Source organism: Pseudomonas sp. LTJR-52, from assembly GCF_003691465.1.
GTDB classification, from domain to species: Bacteria; Pseudomonadota; Gammaproteobacteria; order Pseudomonadales; family Pseudomonadaceae; genus Chryseomonas; species Chryseomonas luteola.
The window spans coordinates 1,559,567-1,576,868 of sequence record NZ_CP033105.1 but is presented as its reverse complement, the minus strand read 5'-3'; the positions used below and the strand labels follow the sequence as shown (position 1 = coordinate 1,576,868).

The window sequence follows — 17,302 nt, the reverse complement described above, 5'->3', positions numbered from 1 at the left end:
TTACCTCAGCTTCAACGTAGCCAGGCCGATCAGCACCAGAATTACGGTGATGATCCAGAACCGGACGATAACGCGCGGCTCAGGCCAGCCTTTGAGTTCAAAATGGTGGTGTATCGGTGCCATGCGAAAAACACGACGGCCGGTGAGTTTGAAGGAGGCAACCTGAATCATTACTGACAGGGTCTCCATCACAAACACCCCACCCATGATGAAGAGCACAATTTCCTGTCTGACGATGACCGCAATGGTGCCCAGTGCCGCACCCAGCGCCAGTGCGCCCACATCACCCATGAAAACCATGGCGGGATAGGTGTTGAACCACAGAAAGCCCAGTCCGGCTCCGATCAGCGCGCCACAAAAGACGATTAGCTCACCAGAACCTTCTACGTAGGGAATTAGCAGATAATCAGCAAACTTCACGTTACCGGATAGGTAGCAAAAGATACCCAAGGCACCACCTACCATTACGGTCGGCATAATGGCCAGACCGTCCAGGCCATCAGTCAGGTTAACGGCGTTACTGGATCCGACGATCACAAAGTAGGTCAGCACAACGAAGAAAATCCCAAGCGGGATTTCGATGTTTTTCAGCAGCGGGACAATGAATGTCGTCTCGATAGGTGTCTTGGCTGTCACATAAAGGAAGATTGCTGCTCCCAAGCCGAAGACCGATTGCCAGAAATATTTCCACCGGCTGGGTAAGCCTCGAGAATTTTTTTCGATTACCTTGCGATAGTCATCCACCCAGCCAATGGCACCGAATAAGAATGTAACGGCCAGCACGGTCCACACATATCGATTGGAAAGATCAGCCCAAAGCAGCGTGCTGATACCAATCGACGTTAGGATCAGCGCGCCCCCCATCGTAGGTGTACCCGACTTTGAAAGGTGCGACTGCGGACCATCGTTACGTACTGCCTGGCCAATCTGCCGTATCTGCAAGGTACGGATCATCCATGGCCCCAAGGCAAGCGAAAGCACAAGCGCTGTCAACACGCCAAAAATGCCGCGTAGGGTCAGGTACTGAAAGACCGCGAAGCCCTTGTAAAACTGTTGCAGGAACTCCGCCAACAGCAGCAACATCAGTGTTTCTCCTCAACATCTTTATTGCACAGCGCGAAAACGACGTTATCCATCGCCGCACTACGCGAACCTTTGATCAAAAATGTGGATTCAGGAGCCGCCTCGAGAAGCAATGCCTCGATTAACGCAGCCCGATCATCGAAATGCCGTGCATCGGCCCCAAATGCCTCAGCGGCATGCTTCATGAGAGGACCTACGGCGTAGAAAGCGGATACCTTACCTTTCGCATACTCGCCGACTTCGCGGTGAGCAGATTCAGCCCATTCGCCCAATTCACCCATATCGCCCAAGACAAGAACGGTACGGCCAGAAAACCCTGTCAGTACATCGATAGCGGCTTTCATGGAGCCGGGGTTGGCGTTATAACTGTCATCGATAACACGTGAATCATTGATACCCAGCTTGCTTACTGTCCGCCCCTTGACCGGCTGCAACGCCTCAAGCCCCTGGACAATATGCGCAAGCTCCACACCCAGGGCATGGGCGGCCGCGGCCGCGGCCAGTGCATTGACAACATTGTGCTCGCCCAGCAGATTTAGCTGAATGTCAGCAGAACCCGCCGGGCTGAGCAGCGTGAAGGAAGGGCAGCCACGAGCATCACGAACAATATTCGCAGCCCGGAACATAGCCGTGTCATTCAGGCCAAAGCTGATAACGTTGCGCCCCTTGGCACGCTTTCTCCATATTTCGAAGGCCTGATCGTCTCGATTCAATATGGCAGTGCCGTTTGCTGCCAACCCCTCCAGGATTTCACCCTTGGCTTCGATAATCTTTTCGACGCCACCAAACTCTCCTACATGGGCTCGTCCTGCATTGGTAATGATCGAGACGTGGGGATGGGTCAGTCCTACGGTATAGGCGATCTCGCCCAGGCGTGAGGCTCCCAGCTCGATAACGGCATACTGATGGCTCTGCTCCAGCCTCAATAGCGTCAGCGGAGCACCCAGGTCGTTGTTCAGATTGCCTTGAGTTGCCAGTGTCGAGCCCAGCGTATTCAAAATGGCAGCCAGCATTTCCTTGACTGTGGTCTTGCCGCTTGACCCCGTCACGGCAACCACAGGGCCAGAAAACGAGAGCCGGTTAAGCTCACCCAACTGCCCCAGGGCGACACGGGTGTCTTTGACGATTAGCTGAGGAATGTCCAGGCCAGGCTGCGCTTTTTCTACCAATGCAGCGACAGCGCCTTTCGCCGCTACGCTGGATAGATACGCGTGACCATCGAACCGAGGCCCTGTAAGTGCAACAAAGAGTTGTCCAGCCTCAAGTGTGCGACTGTCCGTAGAGACCGCTGTAAAACTTACATTTCCACCTTTCAGGGAAGCTGAAAGCGGTTCGGTCAAATCCTGGAGAAACATTGGTTTAAGCATGGCTTTCATCCCTTGCAACCAGCTCGCGAGCGGCCTGCTCCAGATCAGAGAAAGGCATCCTAACCCCGTTGACCTCCTGATAGTCCTCATGCCCTTTTCCAGCAATGAGCACTACGTCGTCACGGGAAGCCTCTCCAATGGCATACGCAATGGCTTCGTCGCGAGCGGGTATAAATGTGGCACGCGCCGGTTCATTAAAACCGGCACGGATATCGTCGATAATTCGAGCGCTGGACTCGGTACGAGGATTGTCATCGGTAACGATAACGGCATCGGCCAGCCGCTCAGCAATGCGAGCCATCAGCGGGCGCTTGCCACTGTCTCGATCACCACCACAGCCAAACACGCAGATCAATCGCCTCTTGGCATGAGGTCGTAAGGCAACCAGAACTTGTTCAAGCGCGTCAGGAGTATGGGCATAATCGACAACGACCAGGGGTTGCGTACCGCCTCCCAGGCGCTGCATTCGCCCGACGGGTCCCTGAAGCTCAGGCATTACACGCTGGATATGGCTCAAAGTGAATCCCATACCCAGCAGAGCCCCTATCGCTGCGAGCAAATTGCTGAGATTGAAGCGACCAATCAATGGGCTGACCAGCCCGGCCTCTCCCTCTGGCGTTACAAGACTCGCCTCGATACCCGCATCGCTAAAAGCGATGTGTTTGCAATACAGCGTAGCGGTGGGATTTTCCAGGCTGAACGTAATAAGCCGAGAGGCATGCTCGACTTCAGCCAGGCGACAGCCCTGCTCATCATCCAAATTGATTACACGTGCCTGTAAAGACGGCCACTGGAACAGCTTGGCCTTTGCGGCGGCGTAAGCCTCCATCGTGCCATGATAATCAAGATGATCTCGAGACAGGTTGGTGAACACGGCCACATCAAACTGCACAGCCGCCACACGGCCCTGCTCCAGACCATGAGAAGAAACCTCCATTGCAACAGCTTGAGCACCCTGTTCCTTGAGTGCAGCCAACGCTGCCTGAACCGCAAAGGGATCCGGCGTGGTATGTCGACCGGCCTCAAGTGCTCCCCAAAACCCTGTCCCTAACGTGCCTACGATGCCGCAGCGCTGCCCTAGGCGATCACAGGCTTGGGCGATTAGCTGCGTCACGCTGGTCTTACCATTGGTACCGGTAACGCCTATCAGCGTAAGAGCAGCGCTGGGCTCGCCATAAAAACGCCCTGCAATGGCTGAAAGTTCGGCGCCCAGCTCTTTGACTGGCACAAGAGGTACCGAAGCGGGAGGCAAATCGGGGGCTTGATCTGCCTCATAGACGATTGCCGAGGCACCATTGGCAATCGCTTCGGCAATATGTAAACGCCCATCACGCACTCCGCCAGGTACTGCAAAAAAAACGGATCCTGGTTGGATGCGTCGACTGTCCAGGCAAAGTGCTTTTACAGAAACATCATTACTAGCCTGCGGTATCAACCGGGTGAGGGACATCATCAGCCACGCCCTCCACTGGATACTTCAGTAGCGCTGGCTTGCTCCTGCTCTGGCAACGGAGCGACATTGTCGGGGGAAACATTCATGAGTCGCAAAGCACCCGCCATGACTCGGCTGAAAACAGGCGCAGAAACCACGCCGCCGTAATATCCGCCCTTGCTGGGCTCATCAATGACGACCACCATGGCAATACGCGGATTGCTGGTCGGCCCGAAGCCGGCAAAAAGGGAACGATAGGAATTCTGGGTATATCCTTTCGCACCTACTGCGGCCTTACGGGCGGTACCACTCTTGCCAGCCACGTGATATCCCGGCACCTGAGCACGGAACACGCCGGTAGGCGCTTCAACTACCTGTTGCAGCATTCCCTGAAGGGTTTTGGCTACCTGTTGAGGGACCACCTGGGAGCCTTGAGGAGAACGTTCGACGCGTGTCAGGGACAGCGGGATAAAACTTCCATCATTGGCTAACGTGGCGTAGGCATGCGCCAGCTGGATAGCGGTGATGGAAAGACCATAGCCATATGACAATGTGGCTGTTTCTGCCGGATGCCACTTACGGTAGTTGGGTAGATTACCTACACGCTCACCGGGAAAGCCCAGACCAGTGTCCTGCCCAAGGCCGAACTGGCGCATGGTGTTGTAAATGGTTTCGCCGCCGATATCGAAAGCAATCTTGCTCATGCCCACGTTACTAGACTTGATCAGAATACCTGTCAGGTCCAGGGGGCCCTGGCTGCGAGCCACGTCCTTGATCGTGTAACGGCCGATCTGCAGATAACCAGGATAAACATTCACTGTGTCCGATGGCTTCCAGCGTCCACTTTCAAGAGCAGCGCTCATCGAAAGCGGCTTCATGGTGGATCCTGGCTCGAACACATCGATCATGGCCCGGTTGCGCATGCTGGCCGGGTTCAAATTGCGACGGTTGTTCGGATTGTAGGTAGGCTGATTAACCATAGCGAGGATCTCGCCAGTCTTGACGTCAACCATCGTCAGGCTACCGGACACTGCGCCAAACTGCGCCAGTGCGTTGCGCAATTCACGATTTGCAAGGTACTGAAGGCGCAGGTCAATGGACAAGGCAATCGAATTGCCCGGCTTAGCGTTTTTTGCAACCTGAACGTCCTTGATGACCCGACCTCGCCGGTCTTTCAGAACCTGCCGTTTGCCTGGGACACCAGCCAGCCAGTCATTGAACGCCAGCTCAACGCCTTCACGGCCGCGATCATCAATGTCGGTAAACCCCACGACATGTGCAGCCACTTCACCCGCTGGATAAAAACGGCGAAATTCCTCAATGTCATAAACACCAGGAATCTTGTGCTGCTTGACCGTAGCCATGACGGCTTCGCCCTGCTCCGGTGTTATTCCCCGAACCAGGTAAAGGAACTCTCGAGTGGAATTCTGCTCCAGCCGCTTTGCCAAATCACCGTAAGGCTGGCCTACAGACTCCGCCAGAATCGACCATTTATCTTTGGCACCAGCCAGCTCCTTGGGGTTTATCCAGATTGTACTGACAGGCGTACTGACAGCCAGCGGCTCACCATTACGATCCGTAATCAGGCCGCGGTGGGCAGCAATAGGAATAGTTCTGACGCTTCGGGCATCTCCCTGCCCCTTGAGGAAGGCACGATCAATGACGTGCAGGTCAACGACACGCCAGCCAATAGCGGCGACCATACCTGCCAAGCCAATGACAACCAGGCGAAATCGCCATGGATGTTGAATGCCCCCCAGCTTCATCATGGCGCCACCATCTTGATCTCTTCAGGATCAGGAATGCGCATCTTGAGTTGATCGCTGGCTAATGCTTCGATGCGGCTGTGAGCCGTCCAGGTGCTTTGCTCAAGCAACAGACGCCCCCATTCCGCCTGGGCCTTGTCTCGAACGCTCAACTCGGAATACAGGGTATTAAGCAACTGCCGGTTCCAGTGGGCGCTGTAAGCGACAGCAACAGCGGACAGCAGGACGGCTATGAATAGAACCAACATGGTCGTACTGCCCTTGGGCAGACGCTTTACAAAGAGACTACTCATCGCAGCTTCTCCGCAATACGCATGACTGCACTTCGGGACCGAGGGTTGACGGACAGTTCAGCCTCGGAGGCATACACAGGCTTGCCTACCAGCAAGGCGCGGGGCTCAAAAGCCTGCGTACGAATAGGAAGATTTCGTGGAAGTTTATCGGCCTCACCCTTAGCCAGGCGACGCATGAAGAGCTTGACGATTCTGTCTTCCAGAGAGTGAAAGCTGATCACCACGAGCCGGCCGCCTATGGCCAGACTTTCAAAGGCCGCTTCCAGACCTCTTTCCAGATCGCCCAACTCGTTATTGATGAAAATCCGGATACCCTGAAACGCTCGCGTGGCAGGATGCTTGCCTTTTTCCCAAGCAGGATTCGCGTCAGTCAGTACCTGGGCCAGATCAGCCGTACGCGTAAAGGGTGTGACGTCCCTGCGCTGTACCACAGCCCTGGCCATCCGCTTGGCGAATCGCTCTTCGCCATACTCTTTGAATACGCGAGTGATTTCATCTTCCGGTGCGGTTGCAATCCACTCAGCGGCGCTTATACCGTGAGAGGGATCCATACGCATATCCAGAGGACCATCATGCATGAAGCTGAACCCGCGCTCGGGATCATCCAGTTGAGGAGAGGACACGCCCAAATCGAGAAGCACGCCATCCGTACGTCCCATCCAGGCGCGCTGCAACAGTTCTTCGCCTATGTCGGCAAAGCTTCGCTGCACAATGACAAAGCGGCCATCTTCGGCCGCCAGTGCTTGTCCCGACTGGATCGCTTGGGGATCCTTGTCGAAACCAAGCAGGCTTCCGCTTTTAAGTCGTGCAAGAATTGCACGGCTATGCCCTCCGCGGCCAAATGTGCCATCGACATAGAGGCCTTCGGGACGCACAGCCAGGGCTTCGACGGCTTCGTCGAGCAAGACAGTGACATGGCTGAACGTAGTGGTCATATTCACAGGATTAAATCGCGCAGTTCTTCCGGCAAACCGCCGGGTTCCTTGATTGCCTTGAGGTCGCTTTCACACAGACCATTCCAGGCATCCTCATCCCACAGCTGAAACTTGTTCAGCTGCCCTACCAGTACAGCGCGCTTATCCAGACGAGCATAATCCCTCAAGCGGGGCGGCACTAAAAAGCGCCCGTTCCCATCAAGCTCAAGGTCTACCGCATTACCGATTAGCAAACGCTGCAAACGACGTGTTTCTTCTCTTAAAGACGGAAGTTCACGGAGTTTGCTTTCGATGATTTCCCATTCGGGAAGGGGATAAACGCAAAGGCAAGTATCAATGGCATCAATCGTTACGATGAGCTGGCCGGCACAGCGCTCTAGAAGCTCATCACGATACCGGCTCGGCATCGTAAGGCGCCCCTTGGCGTCAAGGCTGATGGCATTCGCTCCACGGAACAAGTTGCTTCTTCCTTTGGCTGGCTTTCCCTACCATTAAATCCCACTTTTAACCACTTCGTACCACCGGGCACACTATATTGACGCGCTCCCCCCACCGTCAAGGCGAGGCCATTGCACAAAAAGGCTTGCAGACTAAGGAGTTACAGAAATTATGGGGCTTTTAGCGAAACGGTGACGAACATACTTTTCCGACAAACGGAAATTAACTCAACTAATTGCCTCGACTAGTTAAAGTAATTTCTCAGATCAGCAAGGATGTGAAGCAGGAGAAGGGAGAGTGAGTGGAGAGTCGATCTGTAAGCCGGGTTCTGTCGAGAACAGTCATTCCTCTAGGACAGCCATCACTGACTGCCTCAAGCAACCTACCCGAATCCAGCGCGGGCCACGCCTATGGATTCCTATTTGGTCTTGCTCCAGGTGGGGTTTACCTAGCCACGAACTGTTGCCAGCCGTGCGGTGCGCTCTTACCGCACCTTTTCACCCTTACCGGCGCTTGCGCGCTTAGGCGGTTATTTTCTGTGGCACTTTCCGTAGGCTCACGCCTCCCAGGCGTTACCTGGCACCTTGCCCTATGGAGCCCGGACTTTCCTCCCCTCCTGCTGCTTGCGCAGCGGGAGCAGCGACTGTCCGATCGACTCTCCGGGCGCAAGGGTACCTAGATGCCAGGCGTATAACAACCTTGATCTTTTCCTAATGCTTGTTCTGTTGCTCCAAAGCAAATTGGTACAGCATGTTCTTACGCTCTCCCGTGATTTCAGCGGCCAACGCAGCCGCGCGTTTGAGAGGCATTTCAGCGAGCAATATATTTAAAATCCGCACCGCCTCGGGGGGCAGAGAATCCTTTTCAGGCGACTCATAACCCGAGATCAGTAAAACGCACTCACCCCGCTGCTGATTGGAATCGGATCGGATCCACTCGACCAGTTCACCAAGCGGTGCGTCCTTGATGGTTTCAAACGTCTTGGTCAATTCACGGGCCAATACAGCGATGCGCTCGCCTCCCATGATTGCAACAAGATCTTCAACACTTTCCAGCAACCGATGGGGCGCCTCGTAGAAAATCAAGGTCCGTTCTTCCTGCTTCAAGGCATCCAGGCGGCTTCGTCGCGCCGTGGCCTTTGCAGGCAGAAAGCCCTCGAAAATAAACCGGTCAGATGGGAGCCCGGCCGCTGATAGTGCCGCTATGACAGCACTGGCACCCGGAACCGGCACAACAGGGATTTGCGCAGCACGCGCCTGTCGCACCAGATGGAAACCCGGATCGGAAATCAGGGGTGTTCCTGCATCGGAGACCAGAGCAACACTTCCCCCTTCGAGCAAACGGTTGATGAACCGCCCACCCTGCTCGCGCTCATTATGATCATGGCAAGCGGCCAGAGGGGTATTGATCCCGAAATGCTGCAACAAGCGCGAAGAATGGCGCGTATCTTCAGCGGCAATCAACGACACCTCTTTCAGAATGCGAAGCGCCCGAGCACTGATGTCCTCCAGATTACCTATGGGGGTCGCGACGATATAAAGCGTGCCGGGAGTGCTCATAATGAAACTCTTGTATCAATAAAGGCCTCCATTGTACGCGTTTCGAGGCATCGCTATTCGCGCCGCTCACCAGCACTCGCTACAATCCAGCCAATTAATTGTTTTGCGCCAGGAATTACGCCATGACTGTTCGCCTGCGTACGCTAGTTAGCGTTCCACTTATTAGCCTACTTGCCGCCTGTGCAAGCTCGCCTTCCAACACATTGGGTGAGCTGCCTCGTATCCCCCAGGCCAACATACAGCAATTGCTTGAGCAGGCAGGTAGTGATACATCAGAGAAGGCCAACATGCTGCGCCTCTCCGCTGCCGAGATTGCCTACAAGCAGCAAAACTTCACGCAGGCCAAACAGATACTGGGCAGCATTCAACTGCCGCAATTGAAGCCTATACCGCAGGTATACGCCGGCACCCTGAGAGGTGAAATTGCTTTAGCGGAAAATCAGCCAAAGGAGGCTCTGAAAGCACTCCAACAGCCTGGCTTCGAACACCTGAGCGAGCTGCCTGTCGAGCAACAGATCAGTGTATCCATGGTAAAGGCACGCGCCCTGCAGGCAGACAACCAGACCCTGGCGGCAGCCAAGGAGCGCATTTTCATTGCCCCGCTTCTCAAAAGTGATCAGGCCAGCGCCAACCACGAAGCCATCTGGAGTCTGATTTCGGCTCTTCCTGCCGACCAACTCCAACCTGTGGCAGGCAACAATGAGCTTAATGGCTGGCTGGCACTGGCCGCTATCACTCATTCAAACGGCTCACTGGATGATCAGCTCGCCGCCATTGATGACTGGCGCAAGCAGAATCCAAATCATCCAGCCGCCTCGCATCTTCCGCAAGCGCTTGAAAAGCTGCGCAACCTGGAGCAGCAGCCGCTGACACATATCGCCTTGCTGCTACCGCAACAGGGACAACTTGCCAATGTATCCCGCGCCTTACAGGACGGCTTCATGGCTTCGCTTTACGAGAGTCAGCAAAACGGCCAGATACCTCCTGCCGTATCCTTTTACGACAGCACACAGGTCCGCTCCATTGACGACTTTTATCGTCAGGCCAAAGCCGACGGCGCCCAGCTGGTGGTTGGTCCGTTAGAGAAAAGCCTGGTCAAGCAACTCAGCGATCATCAACAGCTACCTTTGCCTACTCTTGCGCTCAACTACAGCGACAGCCAAGGCGTAGGCCCAAAACAGCTCTATCAGTTCGGTCTGGCGGCAGAGGATGAGGCACGCGAAGCGGCCGACCGCGCAGCAGAAGAAGGCAAGCACACTGCGGTAGCGATGGTTCCGCGCGGCGATTGGGGCGACCGTGTACTGGCAGCCTTTGACCAGGAGTGGCGGGCTAAGGGCGGCATGCTGCTTGGAGCCGAGCGAATCGATCAGCCGGTAGAGCTGGCACGCCAGATTACGCGTCTGCTGCAAAACCGTCAGGGCGGGCAAAGCATCGACTTTATCTTCCTTGCAGCAACACCCCAACAGGCTCGCCAGATCAAGCCTACGTTGGCATATCAATATGCTGGAGATATTCCCGTCTACGCCACTTCACACCTGTACTCCGGCAGCAGCAATCCTGCTCAGGATCAGGACCTGAACGGAATTCAGTTCTGCGAAACACCGTGGCTGCTCAATACCAACGATCCTGTTCGCCGTAAGGTCGTCACTCAGTGGCCCCAAGCGTCCAGCAGCCTGGGTCGCCTATATGCCATGGGAGCAGATGCTTACTTGCTTTCTACTCGTCTGCCACAGCTCAAGGCGCTCCCCAATACGCAAATAAATGGCCTGTCAGGTGACCTGACACTAAGCCCGACGCAGCGCGTGGTGCGCAGACTACCTTGGGCCCAGTTCATCAATGGGCAGGTTCAGCCTGTTTCACAATCCGGTACGCTGTGAAAACCACGACGCGAGAAAAGGGGCAGGCCGCCGAAGATCAAGCGCTTGCCTACCTGCAGAAACAAGGGCTCAAACTTGTAGTCCGCAACTGGTCGCGACGTAGCGGCGAGCTTGATCTGGTCATGCTCGACAGGGATACAGTAGTATTTGTGGAAGTACGCTCCAGGCGTCATATTGCCTGGGGCGGAGCCGTTGAAAGCATTGACGCCAGAAAGCGTCAACGTCTGATTGCAACCGCACAGCTTTTTCTTCAAAGCGAGTCTCGTTGGGCTAAATCCCCTTGCCGCTTTGATGTTGTTGCGCTCAGCCCTGCTGCCGGCAGTACCTCTTCGCATCTCGAATGGATCAAGAACGCATTCGATTCCTGAGTAGTTTTACAAGGTCAAGCAAACCCGATGGACACGCAAGCCCGCATTACCAAACTTTTCCTGGACAGCATTGAGACCAAGCGTCAGGCCATGGATGTGCTTGTTCCTCACATCGAGCATGCCAGCCAGGTAATGGTCAATGCACTATTGAATGAAGGAAAAATCCTGTCCTGTGGAAACGGTGGCTCCGCAGGAGATGCCCAGCATTTTTCATCAGAGCTTCTCAATCGCTTTGAGCGAGAGCGTCCAAGCCTGCCCGCTCTCGCCTTGACGACCGACAGCTCGACTCTGACCTCAATTGCGAACGACTATAGCTACAACGAAGTCTTCTCAAAACAAATTCGGGCGTTGGGCCAGCCTGGCGATGTACTGCTTGCCATTTCCACCAGCGGAAACTCAGCCAATATAATCCAGGCCATACAAGCCGCCCATGACCGCGAGATGACCGTTGTGGCGCTTACCGGGCGAGACGGGGGAGGCATGGCCTCGCTGCTTCTGCCAGAGGACATCGAGATTCGCGTCCCAGCCAAAGTCACAGCGCGCATTCAGGAAGTGCATCTGCTAGTCATCCACTGCCTGTGCGACCAGATAGATCAGCAACTGTTCGGGAGTGAAGAATGAAAAAATGCTTGGCACTGTCCTGCCTCGCCCTCACCGTCGTACTCAGCGGCTGCAGCGGCTTTCTAAGCGCAACCCGTGACGACCCCATCGCGGACAACCGCGGCACGCGGACCATCGGTAGCAAGATTGATGACTCACTGATCGAGACCAAGGCAAAAGTGAATATATCCAAGGCCAACCCTGACCTGGATAAGTCGCACATTGTCGTTGTCAGCTATAACGGAGTAGTTCTACTGGCCGGCCAGACTCCACGTCCAGAACTCAAGGCACAAGCCGAGCAGGTTGCGCGCAATGTACAACGTGTAAAGCTGGTTCATAACGAACTCCAGGTACTTGAGCCTTCCTCACTACTGGCTCGCAACAACGACACCTGGATCACCACCAAGATCAAAAGTAAGATGCTTACTGATAACAGTGTGCCTGCCTCTCGCATCAAGATAGTCACGGAAAATGGCATTGTTTACATGCTTGGCCTAGTGACGCATCAAGAAGCCAATCTGGCCACAAACGTTGCTCAGAGCGTCTCTGGTGTTCAAAGGATCGTTAAACTCTTCGAGTACATCGACTGATTCGAGCATAAAAAAACCCGCCATATGGCGGGTTTTTTTATGCTCACTTTTCTTACTGTACGGAAGCAGTCTGCTCGGCCAATACCAGCTGACCACCCTGCACGGGGATCTGCTTACCGGGATCACGATCCATGCGGACTTGTCCCACCTTGCCATCCAGCAGATACTTGACGTCGTAAGCCACCACTTTTTCGCTCGCGTCTGTAACCGTGCTGCAGCGCTTTTGCGTGGTTGTATAGGTATCGGAGTTTTGCATGTGCTCCTGGGTTTTGTTACCTACGTAACCTCCACCCACAGCCCCGGCGACAGTAGCAAGCTTCTTGCCATTACCCCCACCGACCTGATTACCCAGCAGACCACCGACTACAGCACCGATGGCAGTCCCAGCAATCTGATGCTGATCCTGTACAGGCCTGCGATGTGTAACCGCCACATCCTTACAGACTTCACGGGGCGTTTTGATCGTTTCCTTGACCGGTTGGACGGCTACGACCTCAGCGAACTTTGGACCTCGATCTGAAACACCATAGGCAACAGCACCTCCAGCCGTAACCAGAACTGCGCCCAATACCGTTCCAACGAGCATCGATTTATTCACGTCAATCTCTCCTGCTTTACCAACAAGGCATCCACCTTATTCCAAGCCTTGGACATCAAGGTCTGTCATCAAGTTCCTTTGCTGCTGGTGGTATCAGGTCTTCCGAGTTCAAATTCAGCCAGATCAACACAACGTTTGCGATATAGATCGAAGAGTAAGTCCCTGCGAGCACACCAATAAACAAGGCAACCGAGAAACCGAAGAGGTTATCGCCTCCAAAAACCAGCAATGCTGTAATTGCCAACAATGTGGAAATGGATGTCGCCAAGGTTCTGAGAAGTGTCTGCGTAGTAGAGATGTTGATGTTATCGATCAGGCTTGCTTTGCGTAAAACACGGAAGTTTTCACGTACCCGGTCAAACACCACGATGGTGTCGTTCAATGAATAGCCAATGATAGCCAGTACTGCAGCCAGAACGGTCAGATCAAACGTAACCTGGAAGAACGACAGCACGCCAAGCGTAACAATAACGTCGTGTACTAGAGACAGGATCGCTCCCAACGCAAACTTCCACTGGAAACGAAAGCCGACGTAAAGCAATACCCCGCCTAGAGCCAGAAGCATTCCGAGTCCACCCTGGTCCCGCAGCTCTTCCCCTACCTGGGGACCTACGAACTCGACACGCGTAACAGAAGCCGGATTATCGTTACTGGCCTGCTGCAGCGCAGCCGCAACCTTCTGACCTAGCTGCGCATCATCGCCAGGCATACGTACAAGCACATCGGTAGTCGCACCAAAGCTCTGAACAACAGCATCCTTAAAGCCCGAACGCTCCAATTGAGTACGAATGCTTCCCAAATCCGCTGCTTTCTCATAACGCAGCTCAATCAGGGTTCCGCCTGTGAAATCCAAGCCAAAATTGAGTCCCTTGATAGCCAGGCTACCAATGGCAATCAATGTGAGCACCAGTGTCAGGGCGAACGCAACATTGCGCACGCCCATGAAATTAATGGTTCGTTTCATCGCAGCTCCTCAAATCCACAGCTTCTTGATGTTACGGCCGCCAAAGCTCAGGTTGACCATTGCGCGAGTCACCATGATGGCTGTGAACATGGAGGTGAAAATACCGAGCGACATTGTGACAGCGAAGCCCTTGACCGGGCCGGTGCCCATTGCAAACAGGATCGCGCCGACGAGAAGCGTAGTCAGGTTAGCATCGACAATCGCACTGAACGCCCTGCTGAACCCTTCATGAATGGCTCGCTGTACATGCATGCCATTCGCTAGCTCTTCGCGGATACGCGAGAAGATCAACACGTTGGCATCAACCGCCATACCCATTGTCAGAACGATACCGGCAATACCTGGCAGCGTAAGCGTTGCATTAAGGACAGACATCAACCCGATCAAAAGAACCATGTTGAAGCCCAACGCCACTGTCGCGATCACGCCAAAGACACGGTAGATCACGATAATAAACAGGGAGACAAAAGCCATTCCCCAGAGCGCAGCATCAAGGCCCTTGGCAATATTGTCTGCACCAAGACTTGGACCCAGCGTTCGCTCCTCAGCGAAATACATGGGCGCGGCAAGACCACCAGCACGCAACAGCAGCGCAAGCTCGGAGGCTTCACCAGAACCATTCAGCCCTGTAATACGGAAACTGTTGCCCAGCGCTGACTGGATGGTAGCCAGACTGATAATACGGCGATCTTCCTGGAAGCTTGGTACGGCGACATCCTTTTCAACACCATTAACGGTCTGACGCTCGTAGCGAGTCACCGGCTTCTGCTCAATGAACACAACGGCCATGCTGCGTCCAATGTTCCCACGCGTAGCACGACTCATCAAATCACCACCGTGACCATCCAGCTTGATGTTCACTTGCGGGCGACCATTTTCATCAAAGCTTGCAGAAGCGTCTGTAACCTGATCACCCGTAATGATTACACTGCGTTCCAGCGGAACGGATTGACGACCGGCATCACGGAACTCAAAGCTTTCTGTAGCACTGCGCGGAGTGTCTTGCGTTGCTGCCAGACGGAACTCTAGGTTCGCCGTCTTGCCGAGAATACGCTTCGCTTCTGCAGTGTCCTGTACGCCAGGCAACTCTACTACAATACGGTTGGCGCCTTGACGCTGAACAAGCGGCTCGGCCACACCCAGCTCGTTCACACGGTTACGAACAGTAGTAAGGTTCTGTTTGATGGAATATTCACGAATCTCCGTCAGCTTCGCCTGAGACAGTTCAAGGCGTAGCACCTGAAGATTATCACGCGCTTCATTTGTCAGAACGAAGTCGTTGTAATTCTTTCGGATCAGATCGGACGCTTGTTCTAGTGCTTGCGCATCAGCAAAACCCAGCTGAATGACATTGCCCTGCTGGGGAAGACTGCGGTAGCGGACTCTCTCGCGACGAAGCAGTGTCTTCACTTCGCTGTCGTACACCTTCATACGCGCATCGACAGCCTTATCCATGTCAACGGATAGCAGGAAATGCACACCACCCGACAGGTCAAGACCCAACTTCATTGGACTTGCGCCAAGCTTGCGCAGCCATTCGGGCGTAGTCGGGGCTAGGTTAAGCGCAACGACATAGTCATCACCCAAGGTCTTGCGCACTACGTCCTGAGCCGGCAATTGATCATCTGCCTTACTCAACCGAATGAGCCCGCGCTTACCGTCACTGGCAAGATCGACAGCCTTTACGCTGATATTGGCGTCGGCCAGCGCCTTGGTAATGTTATCCAATTCCGCCTGACTCACCGTCAGTTCCGTGCTTGAGCTGCTGATTTGAATAGCAGGATCATCGGGGTAGAGATTGGGCGCGGAATAAATGAAGCCGACCACCAGCACTGCCAGGATCAGCAGGTATTTCCATAAGGGATATTTGTTGAGCATGACACCGCCCGGATTAAGAAACGAGGCGCCTTGCGCGCCCCGTGCATATACCTAGAGGTAGGATTAGATTGCTTTCAACGTGCCCTTGGGCAACGTAGCGGCAATCGCACCTTTCTGGAACTTGAGTTCGACAGTATCGGATACTTCGATAACCACGAAATCATCCGTCACCTTTACTACACGTCCAGCGATACCACCGGACGTTACCACTTCGTCACCCTTCTGCAGATTGCCCAGCAGGTTCTTGTGCTCCTTGGCACGCTTGGCCTGTGGACGCCAGATCAGAAAGTAAAAAATGACCACGAAACCGATCAGGAAAATGAATTGAATATATTCACCACCTGGTGCGGCAGCCGCCGGAGCAGTCTCCTGGGCATAGGCAGCGGGGATCAGAAAGCTCATTGCAATAACTCCTGTTGCAAAGTCTGGAAATCAATCTGCCAACGGCGGGGTAGGCAAGCCGCGGCGCGCATAGAAGGAATCGACGAAGTCGGCCAATTTACCCTGTTGAATAGCATCACGTAAACCAGACATCAGCCGTTGATAGTGACGCAGGTTATGGATTGTATTCAGCATGCTGCCTAGCATTTCGCCGCATTTATCCAAGTGATGCAGATAAGCACGGGAAAAGTTGCGGCAGGTATAGCAGTCGCAGGTCGGATCCAAGGGTGAATCGTCATGCCGGTGGACAGCATTACGAATCTTGAGAACGCCGGTATCAATGAATAAGTGCCCATTACGTGCGTTACGTGTAGGCATTACACAATCAAACATGTCGACGCCACGCCGCACACCTTCGACCAGATCTTCCGGCTTTCCAACACCCATGAGGTAACGAGGTTTGTCAGCAGGCAGATGCGGCGGAAGAAAGTCCAGAACCCTGATCATTTCTTCCTTCGGCTCTCCCACTGAAAGCCCGCCGATGGCATAACCATCGAAACCGATGTTTTCCAGCCCCTCCAGCGAACGCAGACGTAGCTCCTCATGCATTCCGCCCTGGACAATGCCGAATAACGCCGAAGGGCTATCACCATGGGCAATACGTGAACGCTTGGCCCAGCGCAGCGACAGCTCCATGGAGCGCTTGGCTGTATCGAAGTCGGCAGGATACGGCGTGCACTCATCAAAGATCATGACAATGTCAGACCCTAGCGCTCGCTGAACAGCCATGGACTCTTCCGGCCCCATGAAGACCTTGGCACCATCGACTGGCGACGCAAAGTAGACGCCCTCCTCCTTGATCTTGCGCAGCGCCCCCAGGCTGAATACCTGAAAGCCGCCAGAATCCGTAAGGATAGGGCCCTTCCATTGCATGAAGTCATGCAGATCGCCGTGACGACCAATGACTTCGACCCCAGGCCTCAGCCAGAGGTGGAATGTATTCCCCAGGATGATATGTGCCCCAATCGCCTCAATGTCCCGTGGCAACATGCCTTTGACGGTGCCGTATGTGCCAACCGGCATGAACGCAGGGGTTTCGACTACGCCGCGAGGAAAACTCAGTCGGCCTCGACGGGCCCGGCCTTCGGTCGCCAGCAACTCAAACTTCATGAA

General features: G+C 54.4%; 17 protein-coding genes and 1 other RNA gene. 4 read left to right on the top strand and 14 right to left on the bottom strand.

The genetic code is table 11. The annotated features are described in order from the left end of the window. From mraY to rsmI, 9 genes are all read right to left on the bottom strand, one after another. Positions 1-1,083 (bottom strand): phospho-N-acetylmuramoyl-pentapeptide-transferase, encoded by a 1,083-nt coding sequence (gene mraY / locus EAW52_RS07235; RefSeq protein WP_019366777.1) that lies wholly within the window; start codon positions 1,081-1,083, stop codon positions 1-3. Next, positions 1,083-2,450 (bottom strand): UDP-N-acetylmuramoyl-tripeptide--D-alanyl-D-alanine ligase, encoded by a 1,368-nt coding sequence (murF, locus tag EAW52_RS07230; protein ID WP_122044743.1) that lies wholly within the window; start codon positions 2,448-2,450, stop codon positions 1,083-1,085. The genes mraY and murF overlap by 1 nt, the downstream gene beginning before the upstream one ends. Beyond that, positions 2,443-3,906, bottom strand: coding sequence for a UDP-N-acetylmuramoyl-L-alanyl-D-glutamate--2,6-diaminopimelate ligase (locus EAW52_RS07225; RefSeq protein WP_162997760.1), 1,464 nt, complete (start codon positions 3,904-3,906; stop codon positions 2,443-2,445). The genes murF and EAW52_RS07225 overlap by 8 nt, the downstream gene beginning before the upstream one ends. Continuing rightward, positions 3,903-5,651, bottom strand: coding sequence for a peptidoglycan D,D-transpeptidase FtsI family protein (locus EAW52_RS07220; protein WP_372238887.1), 1,749 nt, complete (start codon positions 5,649-5,651; stop codon positions 3,903-3,905). Before EAW52_RS07220 ends, EAW52_RS07225 begins: the two co-directional genes overlap by 4 nt. Next, on the bottom strand, positions 5,648-5,941 hold the full coding sequence (gene ftsL / locus EAW52_RS07215; protein ID WP_010795323.1) for a cell division protein FtsL: 294 nt from the start codon (positions 5,939-5,941) through the stop codon (positions 5,648-5,650). The genes EAW52_RS07220 and ftsL overlap by 4 nt, the downstream gene beginning before the upstream one ends. Further along, positions 5,938-6,876 carry a 16S rRNA (cytosine(1402)-N(4))-methyltransferase RsmH gene (gene rsmH, locus EAW52_RS07210; RefSeq protein ID WP_162997759.1) on the bottom strand — a complete coding sequence of 313 codons (939 nt, stop codon included), beginning with the start codon at positions 6,874-6,876 and terminating at the stop codon, positions 5,938-5,940. The genes ftsL and rsmH overlap by 4 nt, the downstream gene beginning before the upstream one ends. Positions 6,877-6,878: 2 nt before the next feature. Further along, on the bottom strand, positions 6,879-7,334 hold the full coding sequence (gene mraZ, locus EAW52_RS07205; protein WP_010795325.1) for a division/cell wall cluster transcriptional repressor MraZ: 456 nt from the start codon (positions 7,332-7,334) through the stop codon (positions 6,879-6,881). Positions 7,335-7,615: 281 nt separating this feature from the next. After that, an RNA gene (rnpB, locus tag EAW52_RS07200) (RNase P RNA component class A) lies at positions 7,616-7,973 on the bottom strand. Positions 7,974-8,024: 51 nt separating this feature from the next. Next, complete coding sequence (gene rsmI, locus EAW52_RS07195; protein ID WP_122041930.1) at positions 8,025-8,873, bottom strand: 16S rRNA (cytidine(1402)-2'-O)-methyltransferase; 849 nt, start codon at positions 8,871-8,873, stop codon at positions 8,025-8,027. A 122-nt stretch (positions 8,874-8,995) separates the two neighbouring features. On the opposite strand from rsmI, the gene EAW52_RS07190 reads away from it, so the two are divergent. Genes EAW52_RS07190 through EAW52_RS07175 form a run of 4 tightly spaced genes read left to right on the top strand, consistent with a single transcriptional unit; the run spans position 8,996 to position 12,308 of the window. Further along, positions 8,996-10,750, top strand: coding sequence for a penicillin-binding protein activator (locus tag EAW52_RS07190; RefSeq protein ID WP_122041929.1), 1,755 nt, complete (start codon positions 8,996-8,998; stop codon positions 10,748-10,750). Continuing rightward, positions 10,747-11,118 carry a YraN family protein gene (locus EAW52_RS07185; RefSeq protein ID WP_122041928.1) on the top strand — a complete coding sequence of 124 codons (372 nt, stop codon included), beginning with the start codon at positions 10,747-10,749 and terminating at the stop codon, positions 11,116-11,118. The genes EAW52_RS07190 and EAW52_RS07185 overlap by 4 nt, the downstream gene beginning before the upstream one ends. A 27-nt stretch (positions 11,119-11,145) precedes the next feature. Next, the gene (locus EAW52_RS07180; RefSeq protein WP_010795329.1) at positions 11,146-11,739 is read left to right on the top strand and encodes a phosphoheptose isomerase; all 594 of its coding nucleotides are present in this window, start codon (positions 11,146-11,148) and stop codon (positions 11,737-11,739) included. Then, positions 11,736-12,308 carry a BON domain-containing protein gene (locus tag EAW52_RS07175; RefSeq protein WP_010795330.1) on the top strand — a complete coding sequence of 191 codons (573 nt, stop codon included), beginning with the start codon at positions 11,736-11,738 and terminating at the stop codon, positions 12,306-12,308. The genes EAW52_RS07180 and EAW52_RS07175 overlap by 4 nt, the downstream gene beginning before the upstream one ends. A gap of 52 nt (positions 12,309-12,360) precedes the next feature. Here the strand turns inward: EAW52_RS07175 and EAW52_RS07170 are convergent, their stop codons facing one another. From EAW52_RS07170 to tgt, 5 genes are all read right to left on the bottom strand, one after another. After that, positions 12,361-12,906, bottom strand: a complete 546-nt coding sequence (locus tag EAW52_RS07170; protein ID WP_010795331.1) for a glycine zipper 2TM domain-containing protein — start codon at positions 12,904-12,906, stop codon at positions 12,361-12,363. A 55-nt stretch (positions 12,907-12,961) separates the two neighbouring features. Next, positions 12,962-13,870 carry a protein translocase subunit SecF gene (gene secF, locus EAW52_RS07165; protein WP_010795332.1) on the bottom strand — a complete coding sequence of 303 codons (909 nt, stop codon included), beginning with the start codon at positions 13,868-13,870 and terminating at the stop codon, positions 12,962-12,964. A gap of 9 nt (positions 13,871-13,879) precedes the next feature. Then, positions 13,880-15,748, bottom strand: a complete 1,869-nt coding sequence (gene secD, locus EAW52_RS07160) for a protein translocase subunit SecD (RefSeq protein WP_010795333.1) — start codon at positions 15,746-15,748, stop codon at positions 13,880-13,882. Between the two features lie 63 nt (positions 15,749-15,811). Continuing rightward, entirely contained in the window at positions 15,812-16,150 is a 339-nt protein-coding gene (gene yajC / locus EAW52_RS07155; RefSeq protein WP_010795334.1) for a preprotein translocase subunit YajC, read from the bottom strand. A gap of 30 nt (positions 16,151-16,180) precedes the next feature. Continuing rightward, a complete protein-coding gene (tgt, locus tag EAW52_RS07150; RefSeq protein WP_037030442.1) occupies positions 16,181-17,299 on the bottom strand; it encodes a tRNA guanosine(34) transglycosylase Tgt in 1,119 nt (372 codons plus the stop codon). Positions 17,300-17,302: the final 3 nt, after the last annotated feature.